This window comes from Treponema bryantii, assembly GCF_900113965.1.
Classification (GTDB): domain Bacteria; phylum Spirochaetota; class Spirochaetia; order Treponematales; family Treponemataceae; genus Treponema_D; species Treponema_D bryantii_A.
In genome coordinates this window covers 556,749-577,792 of the sequence record NZ_FORI01000001.1, presented here as the reverse complement: position 1 = coordinate 577,792, position 21,044 = coordinate 556,749, and the positions used below count along the sequence as shown (strand labels likewise).

Annotated in this window: 15 protein-coding genes; 6 read left to right on the top strand and 9 right to left on the bottom strand. The window is 42.9% G+C overall.

The annotated features are described in order from the left end of the window. Genes BM161_RS02505 through BM161_RS02495 form a run of 3 tightly spaced genes read right to left on the bottom strand, consistent with a single transcriptional unit; the run spans position 1 to position 6,576 of the window. Positions 1-1,680 (bottom strand): hypothetical protein, encoded by a 1,680-nt coding sequence (locus BM161_RS02505; protein ID WP_074930153.1) that lies wholly within the window; start codon positions 1,678-1,680, stop codon positions 1-3. Between the two features lie 59 nt (positions 1,681-1,739). Continuing rightward, positions 1,740-5,030, bottom strand: a complete 3,291-nt coding sequence (locus BM161_RS02500) for a tetratricopeptide repeat protein (RefSeq protein WP_074930151.1) — start codon at positions 5,028-5,030, stop codon at positions 1,740-1,742. Between the two features lie 13 nt (positions 5,031-5,043). Next, a complete protein-coding gene (locus BM161_RS02495) occupies positions 5,044-6,576 on the bottom strand; it encodes a LamG-like jellyroll fold domain-containing protein (protein WP_074930148.1) in 1,533 nt (510 codons plus the stop codon). Between the two features lie 3 nt (positions 6,577-6,579). On the opposite strand from BM161_RS02495, the gene uvrC reads away from it, so the two are divergent. Continuing rightward, a complete protein-coding gene (gene uvrC, locus BM161_RS02490; protein WP_074930146.1) occupies positions 6,580-8,520 on the top strand; it encodes an excinuclease ABC subunit UvrC in 1,941 nt (646 codons plus the stop codon). A gap of 72 nt (positions 8,521-8,592) precedes the next feature. Here uvrC and BM161_RS02485 read toward each other — a convergent pair whose 3' ends face one another. After that, positions 8,593-9,474 carry a 2-oxo acid dehydrogenase subunit E2 gene (locus tag BM161_RS02485; protein WP_074930144.1) on the bottom strand — a complete coding sequence of 294 codons (882 nt, stop codon included), beginning with the start codon at positions 9,472-9,474 and terminating at the stop codon, positions 8,593-8,595. 29 nt (positions 9,475-9,503) lie between these two features. Further along, entirely contained in the window at positions 9,504-10,520 is a 1,017-nt protein-coding gene (locus BM161_RS02480) for a LacI family DNA-binding transcriptional regulator (protein WP_074930142.1), read from the bottom strand. Between the two features lie 380 nt (positions 10,521-10,900). Between BM161_RS02480 and BM161_RS02475 the strand changes: the two genes are divergently transcribed. Next, positions 10,901-11,965, top strand: coding sequence for a PTS sugar transporter subunit IIC (locus BM161_RS02475; RefSeq protein WP_074930140.1), 1,065 nt, complete (start codon positions 10,901-10,903; stop codon positions 11,963-11,965). 320 nt (positions 11,966-12,285) lie between these two features. On the opposite strand, the gene BM161_RS02470 is transcribed toward BM161_RS02475, so the two are convergent. Next, on the bottom strand, positions 12,286-13,131 hold the full coding sequence (locus BM161_RS02470) for a hypothetical protein (RefSeq protein WP_074930138.1): 846 nt from the start codon (positions 13,129-13,131) through the stop codon (positions 12,286-12,288). Between the two features lie 157 nt (positions 13,132-13,288). On the opposite strand from BM161_RS02470, the gene BM161_RS02465 reads away from it, so the two are divergent. The 4 genes from BM161_RS02465 (at position 13,289) to BM161_RS02450 (ending at position 18,451) form a co-directional block, all read left to right on the top strand. After that, positions 13,289-15,049 (top strand): DNA repair helicase XPB, encoded by a 1,761-nt coding sequence (locus tag BM161_RS02465; protein ID WP_074930137.1) that lies wholly within the window; start codon positions 13,289-13,291, stop codon positions 15,047-15,049. Further along, positions 15,042-17,153: a helicase-associated domain-containing protein gene (locus tag BM161_RS02460; protein ID WP_074930135.1), complete on the top strand. Its 2,112-nt coding sequence runs from the start codon at positions 15,042-15,044 to the stop codon at positions 17,151-17,153. The genes BM161_RS02465 and BM161_RS02460 overlap by 8 nt, the downstream gene beginning before the upstream one ends. Before the next feature lie 73 nt (positions 17,154-17,226). Further along, a complete protein-coding gene (locus BM161_RS02455) occupies positions 17,227-17,859 on the top strand; it encodes a histidine phosphatase family protein (protein ID WP_074930131.1) in 633 nt (210 codons plus the stop codon). Then, positions 17,837-18,451: an L-threonylcarbamoyladenylate synthase gene (locus BM161_RS02450; protein WP_074930129.1), complete on the top strand. Its 615-nt coding sequence runs from the start codon at positions 17,837-17,839 to the stop codon at positions 18,449-18,451. Before BM161_RS02455 ends, BM161_RS02450 begins: the two co-directional genes overlap by 23 nt. On the opposite strand, the gene BM161_RS02445 is transcribed toward BM161_RS02450, so the two are convergent. Genes BM161_RS02445 through BM161_RS02435 form a run of 3 tightly spaced genes read right to left on the bottom strand, consistent with a single transcriptional unit; the run spans position 18,448 to position 21,037 of the window. Beyond that, a complete protein-coding gene (locus BM161_RS02445; protein ID WP_074930127.1) occupies positions 18,448-19,257 on the bottom strand; it encodes an ABC transporter permease in 810 nt (269 codons plus the stop codon). The genes BM161_RS02450 and BM161_RS02445 overlap by 4 nt on opposite strands. A 1-nt stretch (position 19,258) precedes the next feature. Further along, positions 19,259-20,053: an ABC transporter permease gene (locus BM161_RS02440; RefSeq protein ID WP_074930125.1), complete on the bottom strand. Its 795-nt coding sequence runs from the start codon at positions 20,051-20,053 to the stop codon at positions 19,259-19,261. 3 nt (positions 20,054-20,056) lie between these two features. After that, entirely contained in the window at positions 20,057-21,037 is a 981-nt protein-coding gene (locus BM161_RS02435) for an ABC transporter ATP-binding protein (RefSeq protein ID WP_074930123.1), read from the bottom strand. Positions 21,038-21,044: the final 7 nt, after the last annotated feature.

Here is a 21,044-nt window from a genome sequence, read left to right as displayed (position 1 = left end):
TTACAAAAGAGTATAAGACAAAGAAATGGCAAATTCAACACCGTGAACAAAACGGCCTTTTTCGTGCCCCGCATTGAAAATAAACGAGTAGATTGTTCGTGCAGAGGTAGAAAATTTAGAATTCAGATAATATTCGCCTTCCAAAGAAATCTGATTTACATACATTGGGATTCCAGAAAGCCACATATTGCGGGCGGCGGCATAGGCTTCATCGTATTTTTCCTGACCGTCTGCGCCACCCTGATTACGTCTGTAATACACATATGGGTAATAAGTGTAGTACCCATCATTATCAGTTTTTGAATCAAAAATTTCAAAACCATTTTCACCCTTGGCAAGGAAGAAATATCCTAAGTTTGCAGACCACTTTCTTGGAAGTTCGTAACCCGCGCCGGCTTTTACACCAAAGCTGTCCGGGCCAAAAGGAGAACCTACCCATGAAAGAATTCTGTCACTTACAAGATTATCTCCACGCTCACGATAAAGTGAACTTTCCGGATTCTGTTTTACATAAAGATATGGAGAAGTATAAATTGCCTCGGTAAAGCCCTTCCAGTAACCGCCCTTAAACGGCACATTTACTTCTACACCAAGCTGGCCACCAAGACTGTCCGGCACGAGAATGCCTGTTCTGGTTCTTTCCTGTGGAAGCTGAAGTTCATTCTGAGCATACAGACCATAGATTCTCAGATTTTCAAAAGGCTGCCAGTCAAAAAGTCCTGCAAGATAAGCGCAGAAATGATTTTCACCATAAATGCCCATTTTTCCATCATCATCATATTCTGTCCATGAAGAATACTGATGCATTATCATCAGAGGATTCAGATAGCGGATTTCAAAAGGAGCGTTCAGCATAGAACCTTCAAGAACAGAAATCTTAAAAGTCTTATGAGGGCGCACTGTAAACTGATGAATATAAAACCACTTATCATTGGAAATCTGACTTATATCCATTGAGTATTTAAAATATTTTGAAAAAAGATTCAGATTGATATAAGAGTCTGTTTCAAATGTCTTGTTGTAAATTACACTTCCAATTTTTGTATCACCAATCTGAAAGCCCTGCTTACCAATATGAATATTTGCGCCCCAGCCATTAAATGCTCCGGCAACTGAACCGTAAGAAAAGCGTGGGAAAAGAAATTCAAAATCGCCTTCTCGATAAGGGAAGTTTGTGTAATTTTCATTTCTATATGAACCGTAATGAGCCTTGCCAACAAACGGATCTGTTTCAAGAGTTACGTAATCAGAAAAGGCAGCCTTAATCGGAAAGATTGCAAAATTGTCTTTGTAGTTGTAACGGAAATTCCATGGAATCTCATCTGATGATTTATAATAGCCTTCACCATTTAACTTCATACCGATATCAAATCTAAAAGGAGTGAGGTCTATAAGGCTGTCATTTTCATAAAGAAAATTTTCTGCTTCTTCGTATAGTCTTTTTCCGGATTCCGAAAGAGCATCTTCATCAATCTGTTCAAAATAAAATCTGATTTCAGAAACAGTCATCATGGAATTTTCATTAAAGCAAACTGTCTTATTTTCCATTCCAAGTATTTTAAGATAATCATAAATCCAATGCTCTGGCGGAAGAACCTGTGAACTGTTTAATGACTGTGAATAAAGTGGTGTGAATAAAAGAAAAAAAGCTATACCAAATATACGAAAATTATTTTTCATATATTCAATATAGCTTTTAACGGCAGACTTGTCATTAAGAAGGATTCACGAGAATCTGCTTAGAAAATGGCAACCTGCTGATCTATAAGTGCAATCTGCTCAAGAATATTGTCGGCACTTACGCAAAGTGCGTTGCAAAGTTCTTTGTCTTCAAGGCCCTGTGCAAGTTTCTTCATATCCTGAATTACATGGCGAACAAGGTCGTTGCTCAAATCTTCTTCGCAGCAGTCTTCGAGTTGGCGGTTATATTCTTCGCCGAGAACTCCAGACTTAATGAGCGACTCTGCAGTTATGAGAAGTCCAGGCTTTCCAGACATTTTCTGAATGATGTATTCAATTACCATTCTCATGCGGCAGCAGTCAAACGAGTTCTTTTCTTTTTCCGGAAGGAAGCTTGAAAGAGTTCTGAGTTTCTTGAAGAGTTCAAGCTCGGCTGAGCAGCTCTTTTTAAGATCGTCGTCATTTAAGATGCGGCCGATTTTGTCGAGCATGTCATCTGCTGTTACAAAGCTTTCGTCTGTAAGCTCATCATCTGCAATGAGTGATGGTTCGGCTGGAGCTTTGTATTCTTCTTCTACAGATGGAGTTACCGGCTCTTCACTGCCTCCGCAGAGAGCTGTCATTTCGTCAACGGTGACAAAGAGCGCAGAACTGTAATCGTCATCATCGGAGAGTAACATGGTGTCTGGGTCAGACTCGGCGGCAGGCTCGGTGTCTGCGGTGGTTTCGCCCCCTTCGACAGGCTCAGGGACCGCAACCACCGTATTGTCAGCTTCAACGGCAGTATCTTCTGTTACCGGTGCCTCTGTTTCATCAATAACTTCTTCTGAATCTTCCAAACTCATTTCTTCTTCCTCTGGATTTAATCCATCAAGGGCAGCTTCTTCTGCCAGAATATTTTCTTCTTCAGAAATCTCGTCTCCGAAACCAGTTTCTGTAAAATCATCATCATAAAGTTCAAGGTCGAAATCATCTGATGGGATTTCTTCCTCGGCGGCAGGGGCCTCGGTGTCCTCGGAGATTTCAGACTCCGGTTCAGTCTCGGCGAACTCAGGTTCTGCAACCTCGGTCACAGGCTCTTCTTCGACTTCCGGTTCCTCAGTTACTTCCGGCTGCAAATCATAACCGGCGAGTTTTTCTTCTACTGCTTCTTCAACAGCCTTTTCAACAGACTCCTGAATCATCTTTTCATTTTCCTGCTTGAGTTCATTTTCAAACTCTTTCTGCTGGAGCGCAAGTTCACGCTGCTGAAGTTCAAGTTCTTTCTGCTGCTGCTTTAAGTCATTCATCATCTGCTGTGCTTCTGCCATATCTTCTTTAGAGACAGCAGGAGATGGTTCTGCTGTGGTTTCGACAGGCTCAACCACCGGACTTTCCGGCTCAGGCTCAGCAGCCGCACCGGCAGGTTCTGTCATCGCACCTTCTGCCTCAGCAGGCACAGCCTCACCGTCAGCAGCAGGCTCTCCGGCAACTTCACCGCCCGCAGCCGTTGGCGCATCCTCAATCGGACCATTAGCACCGGCATCTTCAAAATCACCAAAATCAAAATCATCAGAATCTTCTGCAAGTCCACTTTCAAGACTCGGACCTTTTTCTGCAGCATCCGGAGTCATCATAGACATGAGGTCAGAATTTTCTTCATTCTCGTCGTATGGCTCTTCCTCTTCTTCAACAGGGCGCTCTGGGGCATCAGGATCATCATCAAAATCTTCCCAGAACTCACCGTCCTCGCCAGTAAGCGCCTGTTCAATAGGAGGAGTTGCTTCGAGGCTGCTAATATCCGGAAGTTCATCTTCTTCATCACTTCCGCTGGCCATCAAAGCGTCTACCTGATCATCTGTATTTTCATCATTATCAATCAGATTGCCCTGCTCCTCAGAATTTGTAAGGTTGCCGCCTTCTTCCTCTGTAAGCTGGTCTGCATCAACTTCAATCGGCATTTCAGTGTCATTATAAATCTGCTGATTAGCCGCCATCTCTTTATGAATTTTCTCAAGCTGCTTAACAGCATAAACATTAGGATTCTTTAAAGAGATTCCCTTTTCATATTCTTCCTTGGCTTTGTTCAATTCACCGCGGGCAGTGTTAATTGTTCCAAGAAGATTGTAGCCCTCCGGCATATTAGGGCGGCTCTCAACAAACTTGCCGGCCATCTCTTCTGCCTTCTCGTAATTTCCAGTCTGAATATAACGGTCAGCAGCATTAATCATATAATCCTTGTAGCTATGATCAAGTTTTCTGATTTTATTGAAATATGCTTCAGCAGCTTCTTCATCACCACGGCAAACAAAATACTGTCCGTAAAGATCGAGAATCTGCAAATCTTTTCCGTCGGCCTTTTCATCAATTGTCTGAATCAGATCAAGCGCCTTATCATACTTCTGGGCAGAAAGAAGAATATGAGCATACTGTTTGCATACATCAAGATTTTCCGGTTCAAGATCAACTGCATCCAGAATCTTTTCCATAGCCGGCTCAATCTTCATTCCCTTTTCAAGAGATTTTGAAAGTCCGAGCAGAATATTGATATCGTTGTTCTTAAGATCTTCTGCGCGCTTAAAAGTCTTTGTGGCATTATCATAATCAAACTGATTCAGATAGATGCGGCCAAGAATGCACAGAAGTTCAACATCATCCGGGTGAAGTTTAATTGACTGTTCAACAAGCTCCTGGGCCTGCTTTGTATCCTGACAGTGAATCAGAAGTTCACTGAAGTCACGGATAGCTTCGAGCCAGCCCGGACGAGTTTTGAGAGCTACTTCATAACAGCGAACAGCTTCCGGATAATTTTTCATCTTTTCATAAACATGAGCAAGATTGAAATTTAAGATCGGGTGATTCTGGTCTACCTGAAGTCCACGCTTATAAGTTGAAATTGCTTTCTGATAATCTTTCTGAGTGAAATAGATTGCACCAAGGTGATTGTGAGCCAGAACGTCGTCGGGGTTTCGGGAAATAACGGATTCAAAGGCATCAATGGCATCATCATAGTCGCCCATCTCTTTGTAAGTAAAACCAAGGCTATAGCTTATTGAGGCATCGTTGTTAGAAATATCCTGCGCCTTATGCAGAATGTTTACCGAATCTTCATAGCGCTTAAGGCGGCGGAAAATTCCTCCAAGGCTTACCATTGCCTGAGTATTATCTGGATTAAAGGTAATTATCTGCTCATAATAAGGAATTGCTTTATCATCCTGTCCTGCACGTACATAGATGCTTCCCAGCTGCGAAAGATATTCTACATTGCCTTCGTCGCCACGCAAAAGCTGCTTGTACAATCTAGCTGCGGTAGTCCAGTCGTGAGCAGTAATTGCATTCTGTGCCTTCTTTAAGATTAAACCATTAGCCATAACCCGTTCCCCTCTATTTCAATCTTGCTAATGGGCGTGCAAAAACTTCTTTGGAAAGATTTCCCACAACCCTCATATCGTAAGCTGACCATGCAGCTACGGCAAAATAATATATTTTTCCGTTTTCCAGTCCCGTTACTGTAAACGAACTTATATTTCCTACATTGATTGGCGATTCACCTTCTATTGCAACACGGCCAAGATATTCTCCCGGTCTTGTTCCGTAATATAAATAATAACCGCCAGCAGTATCATCTACTGAATAATTCCATGATACGGTCACACAGCCATTTCCTGCAACTGCTTTAACAACAAAAGGAGGAAGTGGCTCTGGGAGCTCGGTAAAGTCAAGTTTGATTGATGTGATTGCCGGCGTTTCTTCTCCGTTTCCGTCCGGCATAAGCTCTGCCGCAACCTGGAAATAAAGGCCGGTAATTCCGCTGAGTTCTTCTCCACTTTCAACCGGTTTCCATTCAGGATACTCATCGTCCCAGCCGTAAAAGTTTTCGCCTGAGCGAACGTAGTAGCACACTGCTGTCTGCGAAGGAACGCTCATCTCTGCTTCAAGCTTGTTGAGCAGAGAACCTGTTGAGACCATAATTGGCTTTGTAACAAAACGGCCGCCGCTCGGCAGATACTGGGTGTGGCCGATGCGTCCGGCGTTGTCGGCAGACTGGAAATCTGGCGGCGTATAAGGACGACGCAGAATTCTAAAGTCATCCATCTTTCCGGTGAACTCAGAACAGATTTGAACTTCAGAAGGTGTTCCAAGATAAACAAGGCTGATGTCTCCACCTTCCGACCGGGTTGTAGTTATATATGTAAGATCTTCAGTAATTCCGTTTACAATATATTCAAGGATTCCAGTTTCGCAGTCGAACGAAAGTACGTGGTAGCTCCATACATCAGGAATGATTTTTGTAGAGCCCTTCAGTTCAACTTCATTCTTTCCGGCTTTATTCACATACATATCAAAAAGATTATTCAGTTCCCATTTGATATGACCTTTATCAAAAGTTCCGCTGATTACCTGGAAAACAAGATGTCCGTCTTCATTTCTTGAAGATTCCCAGTTCAAAACAATTTCACCGTTTTCTGCAATTGAAGGACAAAGCCAGAACTCAATTGAGAACGAGCCCATGAGACCCTCTGAACCAAAGAAGGTTCCAGGCTTTCCGGAAATGCTCAGGCCTCCCATATTACGGCTAAGCCCTGCACTCTTTTCATTCTTTGTCTGATTTGTGAGCTGGAAATTATTTCTATTAATTGTATAGTCACCGTCAGAAATCGGCATATCAGCATCTTCAAAATCAATCAGAAGATCTGTATATTCATCAAAAACAAAGGAATTGGAAGCAAGCTGTATACAGTCATATCCGTAGCGGCCTTTACCAGTTGTGATATTTTCCTGCTGCTGGAATACAGGCCAGCCGTTCTTTCCACCAAGAACATATTCTTTGGCAAAGAGCGCAGCCATGCTGCCACAGGAAATCACTGCGGTTACGGCTATAACAAGAAGTCGTTTTTTGATACAATTTTCTAACATAACATGACAACCAGAACGATTCTGCACGAAACAGCTCTGAAAGCTCCTCAATCTAGTGGCGTCTACCTGTGGCGTAACGCAGAAGGCACCGTAATTTATGTGGGAAAAGCAAAGAGTTTGAAAAGCCGCCTGTCTTCCTACTTTTCGGGACAGCAGAGCGTCAAAACAAGACTTTTAATCTCCCACGCCAATTCTATTGAATATATCACAACAGCTAATGAGTACGAAGCTCTGCTGCTGGAAAACAACCTTATTAAAAAGTACAATCCCCGCTACAACATCTGTCTGAAGGACGGTAAATCATACCCTGTTTTGAGAATCACAAATGAGGATTTCCCAAAAATCTTTAAGACCCGTCGCATTCTTCAGGATGGTTCAACCTATTTCGGCCCATTCCCTGATGTTACGGCTCTGGAAACCTTTCTTGAAGCAATCTTCAAGCTGTATCCAATTCGTCATTGCAGGACTCTCCGTAAGCGGGATACCCCTTGTTTATATTACCACATGAAGCAGTGTCGCGCTCCTTGTTGTGGCAAAATTTCTAAAGACTCCTACAATTTATACATCGGTGAAATCAAAAGACTACTTGAGGGAAAAGGTGAAGAAACTGTAGAAGCCATGAAAGCCGAAATGAAGGCAGCAGCCGCCGCTCTGGACTTTGAAAAAGCGGCCAGATTGCGCGATGGCATTAAAGCTCTCATGGTTTTACAGAATCAGAATATAGTAGAAAGTTTTGATGCTGATGACCGCGATTATATTGCGTATGCTTCGGAAGGCGAGCTTGTTAGTTTTACTGTTCTTAAAGTTCGTGGCGGCAAGCTGCTTGGCCGTGAAAATTACCGCGCCGAGTCATTGAATGATGATGATGATTTAATTGCCGAGTTTATGGCAGTTTTTTATGATGATGTTGTTACCATTCCGCCGCAGATTTTTATTCCTGCAACTGAAGAGTTTGATCATATTGCCCGCTGGCTTCACGAAGAAAAAAAGTCTACCTCGCAGGTAATTATGGTTTCGTCCCATGATGCACCGCGCGATGTTGCAGCGCTTCAGATGGCAAAACACAACGCAAAAGAAGATATTGTCCGCCGCCTTCGTGACCGCGGAGACACTCCTGCCATGGAAGAACTCAAGGAAAAACTCGGCCTCGACACTCTGCCAGTTCGCATTGAAGGTTTTGATATTGCGCATATCGGTGGTAAGTGGCCGGTTGCATCGCTTATCAGTTTTTACAATGGTAATCCGGATAAAAAAAATTACCGCTACTTCCGCCTTAAAACTACAGATGGTTTAATAGATGATTTTGCCTCAATGAAGGAAGCAGTTTCGCGCCGCTATACCCGTCTCTTAAACGAACAGACCGAAATGCCAGACCTGCTTTTGATTGATGGTGGTATTGGTCAGGTAAATGCGGTTGAAGAGATTTTAAATTCCCTTGGTCTGGACATTCCGGTTGCCGGTCTTGCAAAACGCGATGAAGAGATTTACCGCCCGGGCAACAGTACGCCAATCTGTCTGCCAAAAAGAAGCGACGGTCTCCGCCTGCTCCAGCGCGTGCGTGACGAAACTCACCGTTTTGCCACAAGCCGTAACCAGAGGCTCCGCACTAAAGAAAATACAAAATCAATATTCCTTGAACTGCCAGGTGTCGGCGAAAAACGTGCGCTTATGCTGCAACGCCAGTTCCTTACTCTGGAAAATCTTGCAGCTGCCGAAGAAAGTGCAGTTGCACAGTGTCTTCATATAAAAGCACCGGAAGCCGCAGATATCTTAATGAAGGCCCGCGACCTGAACGCACAGCGTAACGAAAAAAAGGATTTGCAGAAACTTTCATTGGGCGCCGCCGGAACCACAAAGGAAAAGGCCGCAGAGGCACAGTACATTTCAGACCTGGCCGCACAGGCGCTCGCCGCCGCCGAGACCCCACCAGATTACGGTGAGTAGACTGAAAATACGGTGGTTGCGGTCCCTGAGCCTGTCGAAGGGAGCGCAACCACCGCAGAACACGGTTTTGTTTTAATCAATATCCTGAACCACAGTTGCCGGCGGAACTTCCAGCAATTCCGGATTCTTCAGATATTTTCGAACCTCGTGCAGTGCTTCTGAATAATATTCACCGTCGCAGATTCTATCATCAACAGTAAAATTAATATCAAGATAATGCTTTCGGATTACCGAACCATCTTTCTGCAGTTCGTTTTCGTGACGCTTTGTACTGAAAGTAATAAGCATCGGAACATTTCCAAAGTTATAAAGATGATGATATACAGAAGAAATTCCCAGCGAGCCCATTGATGACATTACCATCGAACCGTGGAACGGACTGATTGCAAGAAGTGAAAGCGGAATCCATCCATGAAAATCAAGCCAGTAAAGAAGCTTCATCATTCCGCGAAGCATCCAGCGCGGCAGTCTGAAAATAAACTTCAGAAAAGCATCCATGTCATTCAGCTCGTCTTCTGTGCTGTTCTTATATTCTTCAATCTGACGATGCATTTCATTGTAAACTTCGGAAATTGTATTTTCTGGCTGGAAAGTAAATTTCAGCATGGTTTCAGGAGAGTTCAGTTTTACTTCCTTTTTAACCATCAGACTTATTTCAATATTATTTCTTGCATAAATTCTGTAGCCGTTTATAAATCTATTAATACCAGGCTTCTGACTTACTGTTCTTACATAGGCTGCAGCAAGAACATACATAACATTAAAATCTTTTAAGCCTTCATTTCGTTTTTTATGAACGTAACGGTTTATTGCCTCAAGATCTACACTTTCTGAAAGATAGTTGTTCGCATCATTGCGAGTTTCCATTATATACAGAGCAAAGAAGGCCATTGGCTCAAGCGAGCGAAGCAAACGACCGTCTTTTCTGTCACCACGACGTCTTTTATTTCCCATAATATGTTAATTGTACTACAACCTTTTTGCTAAAACAATCTAAATCCTTTTATGGTTTTTACCGAGCGTCGTTCAATAAGTTCAGCTTTGCAGCGGATTGTCTCTGGTACTGTTTTTCCATCAATCTGATCAAGCATCATCTGTGCTGCAATATTACCAATTTCTGTTGAATTTTGAATAAAGGTTGTAAGGCCTACATACTCAGAGGCAAAATCATCATCAAAACCAATTACCGAAATATCTTCTGGAATTCTGATATTGTGGTCGTGCGCATAATCGTAAACACCAAAGGCAAGCTGGTCGCTGGTCGTAAAAACTGCGGTGATGTCTTTGCGGCGTTTTATGAGACGACCAAAAGCTTCGTAGGCGCTCTGCTTGTCCCAGCTGGAACATACTTCATACAATTCTTCATCAAACAGATTATGAAGTTTGAGTGCTGTCTTAAAACCTTCGTAGCGTTCTGTAGGCGCAGAAGAAATACCGTCAACAGGGGCCGAAATATAGGCAATTTTTTTATGCCCATGTTTGATAAAATACTCTCCTGCTGTAAAACCGCCCTGTTCATTTTCTGTAATTACAGTACAAATATCCTTAAAAATCGAGTTTGTAGAAACTCTCGGAAGTTTTGCTTTTATAAAATCATCAAAATCAGCGGGATTATTTGTCGCAGGGTTTATGATAATCATGCCATCGATACAACGGAAATTTGCATGCGAAAAATAACTCATATTGAAATGTCGCGAAAGGAATATGATATCATAACCAGCAGCTTCTACCTTATCGCGAAAACTTGTCAAAATTGGTGAAAAAAGAGGATGAGAGAAGCCTTTGTTCATTCCTGTATCATCATAAATAACACCAATCAGATTTGATTTTTTTGTGGTAAGAGTTCTTGCTGTAATGTTTGGCTCATACCCCAGTTCTGTTGCTTTATCAAGAATTTTCTGTCTTGTTTTTTCACTTAATGATCCAAGCCCGTTCAGTGCCTTTGAAACTGTAGGAGCAGAATACCCCGTAGCTTCGGCGATGTCATAAATCGTAACCATAAAACCCTCAAAAAAAAGTCAAACTAAAAAAACGCCGACCTAAGGAATACGGCTTTCCCAGGTCGGCAAATAATCTCAAATTGCAGGACAACAATACAGGAGGAACCCGCAAATATGAAAAAATAGTTTTTAGGCAACCGGTTGCCTAAATCTAGTATACTCTACATATTGAACCTCGTCAACTTTTCTGATATTTTATTCGAAGATTTTACGTTTGAGATGAACGAACCAGACAGAGTCCATAGAGTCCTGCATTACCGGCGACGCCACGGCGCACCGCGTATCACATCTACCAAGTAATTTACTACACAAATCACATTTTTTTATTCTCACAACCCCGGTGGTTGAGCCTGTCGAAACCACCTTTTAGGAGTATCTCTATGAATAAGTATGCCAAGCGTTACTTAATCGACGCTATGTCAGGTATGGCTCAGGGACTTTTTGCATCCCTGTTGATTGGTACAATTATCAAAACATTAGGTCAGCAGCTTCTTCGCCTGAACCAGAATGTTGTTTTCCAGTTCCTCGTAAACGCTGGAAACTTCGCAACAGACTCACATGTTGTCGGAGCTGCAATGGCAATTGGTATTGGTTTTGCAATGGGAGTTCCAGCTCTCGTGCTTTTCTCTCTCGCAGCAGTTGGAAGTGCCGCTAACGTAACTGGCGGTGCAGGTGGTCCACTCGCAGTTCTTTTCATCGCAATCTTCGCTGCAGAAATGGGCTGCCTCGTTAGCAAGAAAACTAAGGTAGACATCATCGTAACTCCTGCTGTTACTATTCTTGTTGGTGCTTTGCTCACAGTTTTGACAGCAAAGTACATCGGTGCTGCTGCAAGCTCTGTTGGTAAATTCCTCGTTTGGACAACAAAACTTCATCCGTTCTGGATGGGTATCCTTGTTTCTGCTGTAGTTGGTATTGCTTTGACTCTGCCTATTTCTTCTGCTGCAATTTGCGCTGCTTTTGGTCTTACAGGACTGGCTGGTGGTGCTGCTGTTGCAGGCTGTTGTGCACAGATGGTTGGATTCGCCGTTCTCAGCTTCCGCGAAAACCGCTGGGGTGGAATCCTTTCTCAGGGTCTCGGAACTTCAATGCTCCAGATGCCAAACATCATCAAAAATCCAAAGGTATGGATTGCCCCAATCGTAACTTCTATGATTACCGGCCCAATCGCTACCTGCCTCTTCAAAATGGAAATGAACGGGGCCGCAGTAAGCTCAGGAATGGGAACTTGTGGTCTCGTAGGCCAGATTGGTGTAATCACAGGCTGGTTCGAACCAAGTGAAGTAGCAGTTGGCCACGGCGCAGTTGCAATTCAGCCAGGTTTCGTAGACTGGCTCGGCCTCGTTATGATCTGTATCGTTCTCCCTGCCGTTCTGTGCTGGGCCTTCGGTCTTCTTTTCCGCAAAATCGGCTGGATTAAAGAAGGCGATCTCGCTTTGAACTAAGAAATGTGGACAGTTTTCCGACAAAAGTAGCTAATAACTCACTTTTGTCGGAAAAAAAACAACTTCAAAATAATTTATCAATCAGAATAATTCCGACAAGAAAGCCATATCCTTCAACTTTGTCGGAATTATTTTTTTATTTTCGAAAGAATTCATACAATCTGTTATCTTATAACACTTCTTTTTCGCAGATTTTTCCGACAAAACAACCATTATTGCGATTCTTGTCGGAATATTTTCATTTCAAAACAATCACAGCGTTCAAATTCTTCCGACAAATCCCCTTATTTCTCCATTCTTATCGGAATCCCACCACAATTTTACAGCAAAAACTCTTTAATTAATTTATCCACCGCTTTTGTATTCAAAGGTTCATTCTGTGCTTCCATCGTAATAATCAAATTACGTCCTGGAAGGATTCCATTCTCTGAATATAGATTCAATTTACCAACAGCATTGCTTGAATATTCCTCATTATCCATCATTCCAAAATGTTCCCATATGAATTCTTTTCGCGTCCTCAGATTCAGACACAGAAAATCCGGATAAAATGTAAGTTCCGAAGACCTGTCACAAATACCTCTCCCCGCCTTCAATTTCAATGGATACTCATAACGATATGGAACCCCATGCCTAAGAAGAGAATCTGCAATAATCACTTCAGATTTAGAACGTACACATTCTTCATTTGCCGTAAAATATTTTACAGCATCCTCTGCGATCGGCTTTCTTTCCCAGGTTATTTTCTGCCACTGCTCACGATATTGTTCATCTGTAAAAGTCACAGGAGTAATCAACTGCTGTCTTGATAAACATAAGCCTCTATAATAATTTTCAATTTCTGAAAAATTCTCTGTTTGATGCAAACAATTCTTCAATAAATTAATTTCCTTCTTTACGAAGTCTATGATTTGCCTGTCATATTCCTTTTGCGCAAGTTGAGAAGCAAAAGCTTTTTCCTTCACTGAAATATATTTACCTAGTGAACTCCCCGTCTTGGTGATGTAATAGAACTCCACATGTGTTTTCTTTTGCGAAATCCTTAAATGCCCCGGAGGAACCTCCCCCTGGTTCTTTCGAACAACCTTCAACGTCTTTTCTAATTCTATGATTCTATTTTCAATTGATGTCATAAAATCCTGTGGCTTTAGTAGTTCCTGAATCATTCATCATCTCCTTCGCATACAAATTATTTTTCTCATATATAAAATAGACTTAACCCTCACAAAAAAGGAAATGTTTATCAAAAGAACTGAAGATTCTGTTTATTTTTTTCAATCTTATTCTATAAAAAACGGATTTCTGATATAATTCTCGGTTGCGATGAATTATGAAAACCCGCTGATTGTTCAGGGCGACCGCTCGCTGCTGCTGGATGTGCATGCACCTCTGGCCGAGGAATGCCGAAACGCGCTCATTCCTTTTGCAGAGCTCGAAAAATCTCCTGAACATCTTCATACATACCGGCTTACTCCTCTTTCTCTCTGGAACGCTGCAAGTGCAGGCTTTTCGGCAGACGACGCAGCAGAAGTTCTCCAGAAGTATGCCCGCTATGATGTACCTCAGTCGGTTGTGGCATGGATCAAAGAAACAGAAAGCCGCTTTGGAAAAATCACACTCATCGCAGGCCCGGATATTGAAGTTCCTGTAAAAGAAGGCTCTGCTGAAAAAATCGTTGAGCACTTTTTATATCTTGTTGCAGACAGCCTTCCGGTTTTTAAGGAGATTGGCGCAAATCATTCTGTGAAAAAACTTCTTACAACAACTACCTGTCATCCCGAACTTGATTCGGGATCTGACGCGCCACAGTATTCCTTCCTTCTCAAGCTTACAGACCGCGGAACCATCAAACAGCTTTTGCTTCAGGCAGGCTGGCCGGTAAAAGACGAAGTAGCCTTAATTGATGGAGAGCCTCTTGATGTTTCTCTGAGAGAGACAACAAGCTCGGGCCGTCCGCTGGAAATCCGCGAATATCAGAAAGGTGCAGCGCACGCCCTTGTAGGAGACAGAGGTCCCGGCACAGGCTTTGGTACAATCGTTCTTCCTTGTGGCGCCGGAAAAACAATCGTTGGCATGACAATTATGGACATGCTCAAAACCTCAACTCTGATTATTACGACAAATATTTCTGCAGTTCATCAGTGGATAGATGAATTGCTCGATAAAACAAATCTCACCGCAGATCAGATTGCTGAATACTCCGGTGAATCAAAAACAATTAAACAGGTAACAGTTGCAACTTATCAGGTTCTTACCTGGAGACCAGACAAAGAAGGCCCATATCCTCATTTTTCAATTTTCCATGAACGTCCCTGGGGACTTATCATTTATGATGAAGTTCATATGCTGCCCGCTCCGGTTTTCCGTGTAGTTGCAGATTTACAGGCAGTTCGCCGCGTTGGTCTTACAGCAACCCTCGTTCGTGAAGATGGCTGTGAAGGTTATGTATTCAGCCTCGTTGGACCAAAGCGCTACGATGTTCCCTGGAAAGAACTTGAACGCGACCGCTGGATTGCCAGTGCAGAATGTATTGAAGTTCGTATTGATTTACCTGGTGCTCAGGAAATAGATTACGCCGTTGCCGGTACCCGCGAAAAACACAAAATCGCAAGTATGAATCCAGACAAACTACCGGTAGTTAGGCAGATTATAGACCACTTCCCGGACGATAAAATTCTTGTAATCGGACAGTACCTGCAGCAGCTCGATGAAATTGTGAAAGAACTCGGCTGCCCTATTATCACAGGAAAAACTCCAAACACAGAACGCGACCGCATTTACAACGACTTCCGCGAAGGAAAAATCCGCGTGCTCGTAGTTTCAAAAGTTGCCAACTTTGCAATTGACCTCCCGGACGCTTCGCTTGCAATTCAGGTAAGCGGAACCTTTGGAAGCCGTCAGGAAGAGGCTCAGCGCCTTGGCCGCATCCTTCGTCCAAAAGAAAGAAAATCGCGCTTTTTCACTTTGATCACCCGCAACACTGTTGAAGAGGAATTCGGTTCAAACCGCCAGAAGTTCCTTGCTGAACAGGGCTATGAATACAAAATTGTAAGATACGACGGAGAGCTCAACTTAGATGAATGATTATGATTTGAACAGCTGGAAGGAAGCCTTTTCTTCTCTCCCAGACAAACAGTTTTTTAATACAGTCCGTCTCTATCTTGGAGAAGTAAAAACTCCGTACAACAAACAGCGCCTTACAGAACAGCTTGCAGGCTTTATCAGAAAGGAAGAGAACCTCACAAGCATTCTTACCCTTCTTGATGTTTTTGATATCAAAGTTCTCACAGCGATTTCCTTAATTCCAAATGCAACCCAGGAAACCCTTGCAGACTTTTTCCATGGCGATACACCGATTACAGAAATCTACGCAGAGGTTATAAATCTTACTGAACGTCTTTTAATCTACAAAGAAAAATCTCCATACACAGAAAAAGAATATTTTAAGATTAATCCGCTTCTCAAAGAAAATCTGATTCCGTATCTGGACACAACTTTACTCTTCCCGGAATACAAGCCGGAAATCTTTTCACTCGAAGACGTTTTTGCCCTCACACCGAATTTTCTTACAGCCTTTATCACATACATAAGAATCCGAGGAATTGCCTGTAAGTCTGACGGCACAATCAAGAAGAATGATCAGAAGCATCTTGCAGAAATCTTCCCTGGCAGAGAAAAAGTCATTCAGCTTTTGATGACATCTTTTGTAAATCTTTCTCTGGTTTATGAAGATGAGAAAGCCAATTCTTATGATATTGATATTCTCCGATTAAAGAAATTTTCCGAGCTTCCAGAACTTCAGCAGTACGCTCTTTTATGTGCCGCAGCAGTTTCCCGTTTCAGCAAAGACGGCCTTAAAAAAGAAGCGCAGTTATTAATCGACTCACTTGCGACAATTCCTTCTGACGGCTGTTCTCTCGAAACAATTTTACGTCTTGCATTCCTTGCAGGCACCCATACAGAAGACGGAACTACTGCTGTCAAAAAAAGCAGATTCAGTCAGATACTTGCGGCAGCCCGCCAGGAAGCAGGCTCAGAGCCGGAACAGAACGCAGAACTTTTAGACCGCATGATAGACTGCGCCCTAGAGTTCGGTCTCTTACAAAAAATTGGGAAAACCGCTGAAGGCGTTGAGCTATACAAAAGTGCAAATAACGCGGTTGCTGAGCAGAGCCGAAGCAACGCAGCTCATGCACTGAACGAAAACGAAGCCCTCCCAAAAGTCCTCAACATCGACTCAACCTTCACCGTCACCCTTATGCCGGGCCTTCCACTTTGCAAACTCATTCCTCTTACAAATTTTATGATTGTAAAGAAATGCGGCGTCGTATCAGAATTTGAAATCACAAGACAGTCTGCTTCTGCAGGTTTTGATAATGACCTTTCTCCGGAAGATATCTTTACACTTCTGGAAAATTACTCAAATTATCAGCTGCCACAAAATCTCAAAATTAACATTACAGAGTGGTATAACTCTTATTCTTCTGCAAAACTTTATTACGGCTATGTTCTCAAGGTTCGCGACAATAATATTTCACTGGCCGAGAACAATCCAAACATCAGAAAATATATCAAAGAAAAACTTGCAGATGGCATTTATCTTTTGAATCTTCCTGCAGGAACCGACATATCAACATTCATTGAAGAAAGCTCGCTTGATTTTATGGGCAATGTAAAAACTTCAGAAACAAAATCTGAATATACAAGCTTCCCTCTTTTGCGGGATGGCCGCCGTCCTTTAATTCTGGAATCAAGCACAAAAACAGAAGCAAAGAAAACTTCGATTGCAGCCGCAGATAAGATTCTTAAAGCACTCAAGGCAAGCCTCAAAACTCTCGACATGGAGAAGGCTCAAAAGGAAAGCCTTGAACATAGAATCTCCAGCCGCCTCATACTTTCTGAAAGTCAATTAAAGAATGCTTCTATCCGCACAGAGATTCTCGAAGCGGATGGAATGGATTTTGCCGGAAAGGTTCATCTGATTGAAGCCGCAATCAAAGAAGAAGATATGATGGAGCTTCAGATGCCAACGGCCGATGGAAAAGATTTCTTTACACTTGTTGGAAAACCGTTAAGCATTTCGCGCCAGCCTGGAGAAGCAGTTATGCGTTTCCAGATTGAGCCGACTAAAGATATTGAAAATATGCTCGTAAGTCGCATTACACATTTAAGAAGGTTAAGATATTAAATACGCCGGTGGTTGAGCCTGCGGTCCCTGAGCCTGGTCGAAGGGTCGAAACCACCACGCGTAAGGAATACATATGGAACTCTACATAGTAAGACACGGTACCACAGACTGGAATGCAGAAAAAAAATTCCAGGGTGCAAAAGATATTGAATTAAACGAAAACGGACGCAAACTCGCAGCCGCACTTGGTCTTCGTTTTGACGAGGCCGGCATTGATTTTGACTGCGTATATTCTTCACCACTGATTCGCGCCTACGAAACTGCTTGCCTTATCCGCGGACACAAAACATACCCCATAATCAGAAATAATCTGCTTACAGAAATCAGCTTTGGTGACCTTGAAGGCCTTCCTTATAATGACTGGATCAACACCGACCATCCTCGAAAATATTTTTTCACAGATCCTGGCCGCTATGTTCCGCCGGAGGGAGGAGAAACTTTTGACTCGGTCTGCGAGCGCACAAAGAAGTTTGTTCAGACAGTGATTGAACCAATTCAGAACTCAAAGCCAGATTCCCGAATCATGATAGTTGCACACGGTGCACTCCTTGCCGGAATGATCTGCTACCTCGAAGGCCACGGCACAGATAACTTCTGGGGCAACGGTCTCAAAGGCAACTGCGAGGAAGCAGTTTATCAGTTTGATGGAAATAAATGGACAAAGACTCACGAGGATGAAGTACATGAAAACCCTTATCAAAAATAAATCTGATTCAGCATCGATCAAAACCACCGCTGACACACTGAAGTGCGGCGGCATTGTAATAATCCCAACCGACACAGTTTACGGCTTCAGCGGAATTGTTGACCTCAAAGCTGCGGCCACACATTTTGAAACAGACGCCAAAATACGTGCGATTAAGGGACGCGCAGAAACCAAACCGCTCATCCAGCTTATCGCAAAGCCTGAAGATCTCCGCCTTTACACCGACGACATAATCCCAGACTCTCTCCTTTCAAAATGGCCGGGAGCCCTCACAATCATAGTTCACATAAAAGAAAACTCACCACTCGCCGAAACCGCCATCCCAGAATCCCGCACAGTAGCCTTCCGCTGCCCCGGCGACGAATGGCTCCGTAAAGTGATTGCCGAATGCGGCGCCCCAGTTTTCAGCACCAGCGTAAACCGCAGCGGCCAGCCAGTGCTCGACACAACAGACGCCATAACCACTGAGTTCCAGAACGAAGTCGACCTCATCATAGAAGACGGAGACAAAAAAGGCGCCCTGCCTTCAACGCTGGTCGCCTTAGAAAATGGCGAAGTAAAAATTCTCCGCCAGGGTTCTGTAGAAATCTAATTTCCAGAGCTCTTATAATACTTAATGCTGAACCGCCAGAATGCGTAGGCCAGCAGATACATACCGAGTCCCACAAGCGGCGTGAGGTACATGAATATCTCTGGATACGCGCTCATATCATCCTTCCTCAGCAGAAACTGTGAAGGAAAATAATTTACAAAGGCAAACGGCACAATAAAAGTCATAAAGAACTGAATTGCCTTGTGGAAAATTGTAATCGGGTAACAGGCAAATTTCTTTGTATTCCAGTAGAGCAATTCCTTCAGTGTGTTTGTCTCAAGCAAATAAATATTCAGCGTAGCAAGAAAGAGGAAGATTGCTCCCTGAATCAAAACTCCACCCGCAATTGTCAGAATATAATACAAGGCTCTGAGCGGCGTCCACACTACTCCAACTTTTGTTGCAGAAAGAATAAACAGAACAATTCCAAGTCCACCCTGACCAACTGCCGCAAACCAGTCTGCATTTGCAAAAATCAACTGGAACAAAAGTCCACGCGGTCTCAGAATATATCGATCAAAGCCGCCGCTTCTTACAGTAGCACCAAAATCACGAAGTCCGGTAAAGAAGATAATCAGAAAACCGTAAGTTACATAAATCAGGCTGCAAAGAAAAAGCATCTCATAAATATTCCAGCCGTTGAGACTGTCGAACTTCAAAAGAGTAAAATAGATTACAATGATTCCCGTTGCCTCGCGCATAAAAACTGCAAGCGAGCGCAGAATTGCATCCACCCGATACTGAAACCAGGAACGGAAAATCATTTTTGTATAAACTGCTGAAAGACTCAATACATCTGATTTCATATTAACCTCCCTGAACCACAAGCTTTTTCTTACCCTTATTCCACAAGAGCATTCCGCAAATCAACAGAACAACAATCCACACCGCCTGCTTAATAAAGCCCGCCGCAATTTCTCCGCTGCCCAGTTTTCCAAGATAAAGCTGCACCGGCGTAAAATAAATTGACTCAAACGGAGTAAAGCCAATAACCTTTTTCATAATCTCCGGCATAAACCAAAGCGGAATCATTGAGCCAGACAAAACATTTATAAAAACATTTTTAATTGTCATGATAGCCCACACATTTATAAGCCAGAACGAAAACATCTGAAACATAAAGCTGATGCTCCAGAGAACTCCGTAGCCAAGCAGTGTACTCAAAAGAAAAAGCCCGAACGCACCAGCGCTGGCCGGTTTCTCAATTCCAACAAAAATCACAGCAACAATCGTTGCCGGTACAAAATGAAAAATCAGTTTGAAGAGCGCAACTCCAAGATTATCTGCAAGCATTCTTCCATGGAAGGTCACCGGCAAAAGCATCTCAGTTGCAATGCTTCCGTTATAAAGTCTGTTTGCAAGATAAAAATCATTTACAACAAAAAAGGATTCCAGTCCCAGCGACAGAATAAAGTTTGTCGTTACCATGCTCAGCGTAATTCCGTCCACTGCTTCGCGGCCGCCATACAAAGCCTTGTAAATCTCAACATAAATTACAAGACGGATAATCGTATTCAAAATACCCATCCAGTGATCCAGACGGTACGCACTTTTTTGAAGAAAACTTTTTTTCGCAAAGGCCAGATAAGGAGAAATTGTCATTTATTAAACCTCCCCGTTATACATTTTCTGAATGATGCTTTCGATTTCCGGCTCAGCAACGGTGATGTCTCGCACGCTGTAATTTCCGAAAAGTTCGTGCATCAACTTGTTTACATCCACAACATTGTTATCAAAAGTGAAACTCTTCTTTCTATCACCAAGTTCATTGATTACAACATCACTGATAGGTGCAACCGCAACTTCTTCATTAAACTCTGCAATAAGGCGGCGTGCCGTTCCGTACTTACTTCTGATGTCCTGAAGCGAGCCATCGTACATCAAAGAGCCCTTATCAATAATTATGATTCTCTTGCAAGTCTGTTCGATATCCTGCATATCGTGAGTTGTAAAAATCATCGTAACCTTGTCCTGCTCGTTGAGTTCGCGGATAAAGTTTCTGATTGTCTCCTTACCGATGATGTCCACACCAATTGTAGGCTCATCAAAAAATACAATTTCCGGAGAATGCAAAAGAGAAGCAACAATATCAGACCTCATTCTCTGGCCAAGCGAAAGCTGACGAACCGGCTGATTTATAAAGCTCTTCATGTCCAGCATTTCTGTAAAGCGTTCGAGGTTCTTTTTGTATTTATCTTCGGGGATGCGGTAAATGGCACGCAGCAGTTCAAAGCTGTCTATTACAGGAAGGTCCCACTGAAGCTGCGATTTTTGTCCAAACACAACACCAATTTTTCCAACGTAAGATTTTCTCTGCTTGTAAGGAACAAAACCGTTTACAGTAATTGAGCCCGAGTCCGGGCAGAGGATTCCAGAAAGCATTTTGATTGTAGAAGATTTACCGGCGCCGTTCGGTCCGATAAAGCCGACCATCTCGCCCTTTTCAATCGTAAAGCTTAAATCCTTTACCGCGTGCTTGATTTCATATTTCGGAACGAACATATTTGCAATCATTCCAGGAATACCAGCGCTTCTTTTGTTTACCTTAAAATCCTTTGAGATATTCTGGACTTCAATAAAGCTCATTTTTCTA

Bases quoted from the DNA above. Each gene is read 5' to 3' on its own strand.
- BM161_RS02505 (WP_074930153.1), bottom strand. From the start codon at position 1,680: ATGAAAAATAATTTTCGTATATTTGGTATAGCTTTTTTTCTTTTATTC.
- BM161_RS02500 (WP_074930151.1), bottom strand. From the start codon at position 5,030: ATGGCTAATGGTTTAATCTTAAAGAAGGCACAGAATGCAATTACTGCT.
- BM161_RS02495 (WP_074930148.1), bottom strand. From the start codon at position 6,576: ATGTTAGAAAATTGTATCAAAAAACGACTTCTTGTTATAGCCGTAACC.
- uvrC (WP_074930146.1), top strand. From the start codon at position 6,580: ATGACAACCAGAACGATTCTGCACGAAACAGCTCTGAAAGCTCCTCAA.
- BM161_RS02485 (WP_074930144.1), bottom strand. From the start codon at position 9,474: ATGGGAAATAAAAGACGTCGTGGTGACAGAAAAGACGGTCGTTTGCTT.
- BM161_RS02480 (WP_074930142.1), bottom strand. From the start codon at position 10,520: ATGGTTACGATTTATGACATCGCCGAAGCTACGGGGTATTCTGCTCCT.
- BM161_RS02475 (WP_074930140.1), top strand. From the start codon at position 10,901: ATGAATAAGTATGCCAAGCGTTACTTAATCGACGCTATGTCAGGTATG.
- BM161_RS02470 (WP_074930138.1), bottom strand. From the start codon at position 13,131: ATGATTCAGGAACTACTAAAGCCACAGGATTTTATGACATCAATTGAA.
- BM161_RS02465 (WP_074930137.1), top strand. From the start codon at position 13,289: ATGAATTATGAAAACCCGCTGATTGTTCAGGGCGACCGCTCGCTGCTG.
- BM161_RS02460 (WP_074930135.1), top strand. From the start codon at position 15,042: ATGAATGATTATGATTTGAACAGCTGGAAGGAAGCCTTTTCTTCTCTC.
- BM161_RS02455 (WP_074930131.1), top strand. From the start codon at position 17,227: ATGGAACTCTACATAGTAAGACACGGTACCACAGACTGGAATGCAGAA.
- BM161_RS02450 (WP_074930129.1), top strand. From the start codon at position 17,837: ATGAAAACCCTTATCAAAAATAAATCTGATTCAGCATCGATCAAAACC.
- BM161_RS02445 (WP_074930127.1), bottom strand. From the start codon at position 19,257: ATGAAATCAGATGTATTGAGTCTTTCAGCAGTTTATACAAAAATGATT.
- BM161_RS02440 (WP_074930125.1), bottom strand. From the start codon at position 20,053: ATGACAATTTCTCCTTATCTGGCCTTTGCGAAAAAAAGTTTTCTTCAA.
- BM161_RS02435 (WP_074930123.1), bottom strand. From the start codon at position 21,037: ATGAGCTTTATTGAAGTCCAGAATATCTCAAAGGATTTTAAGGTAAAC.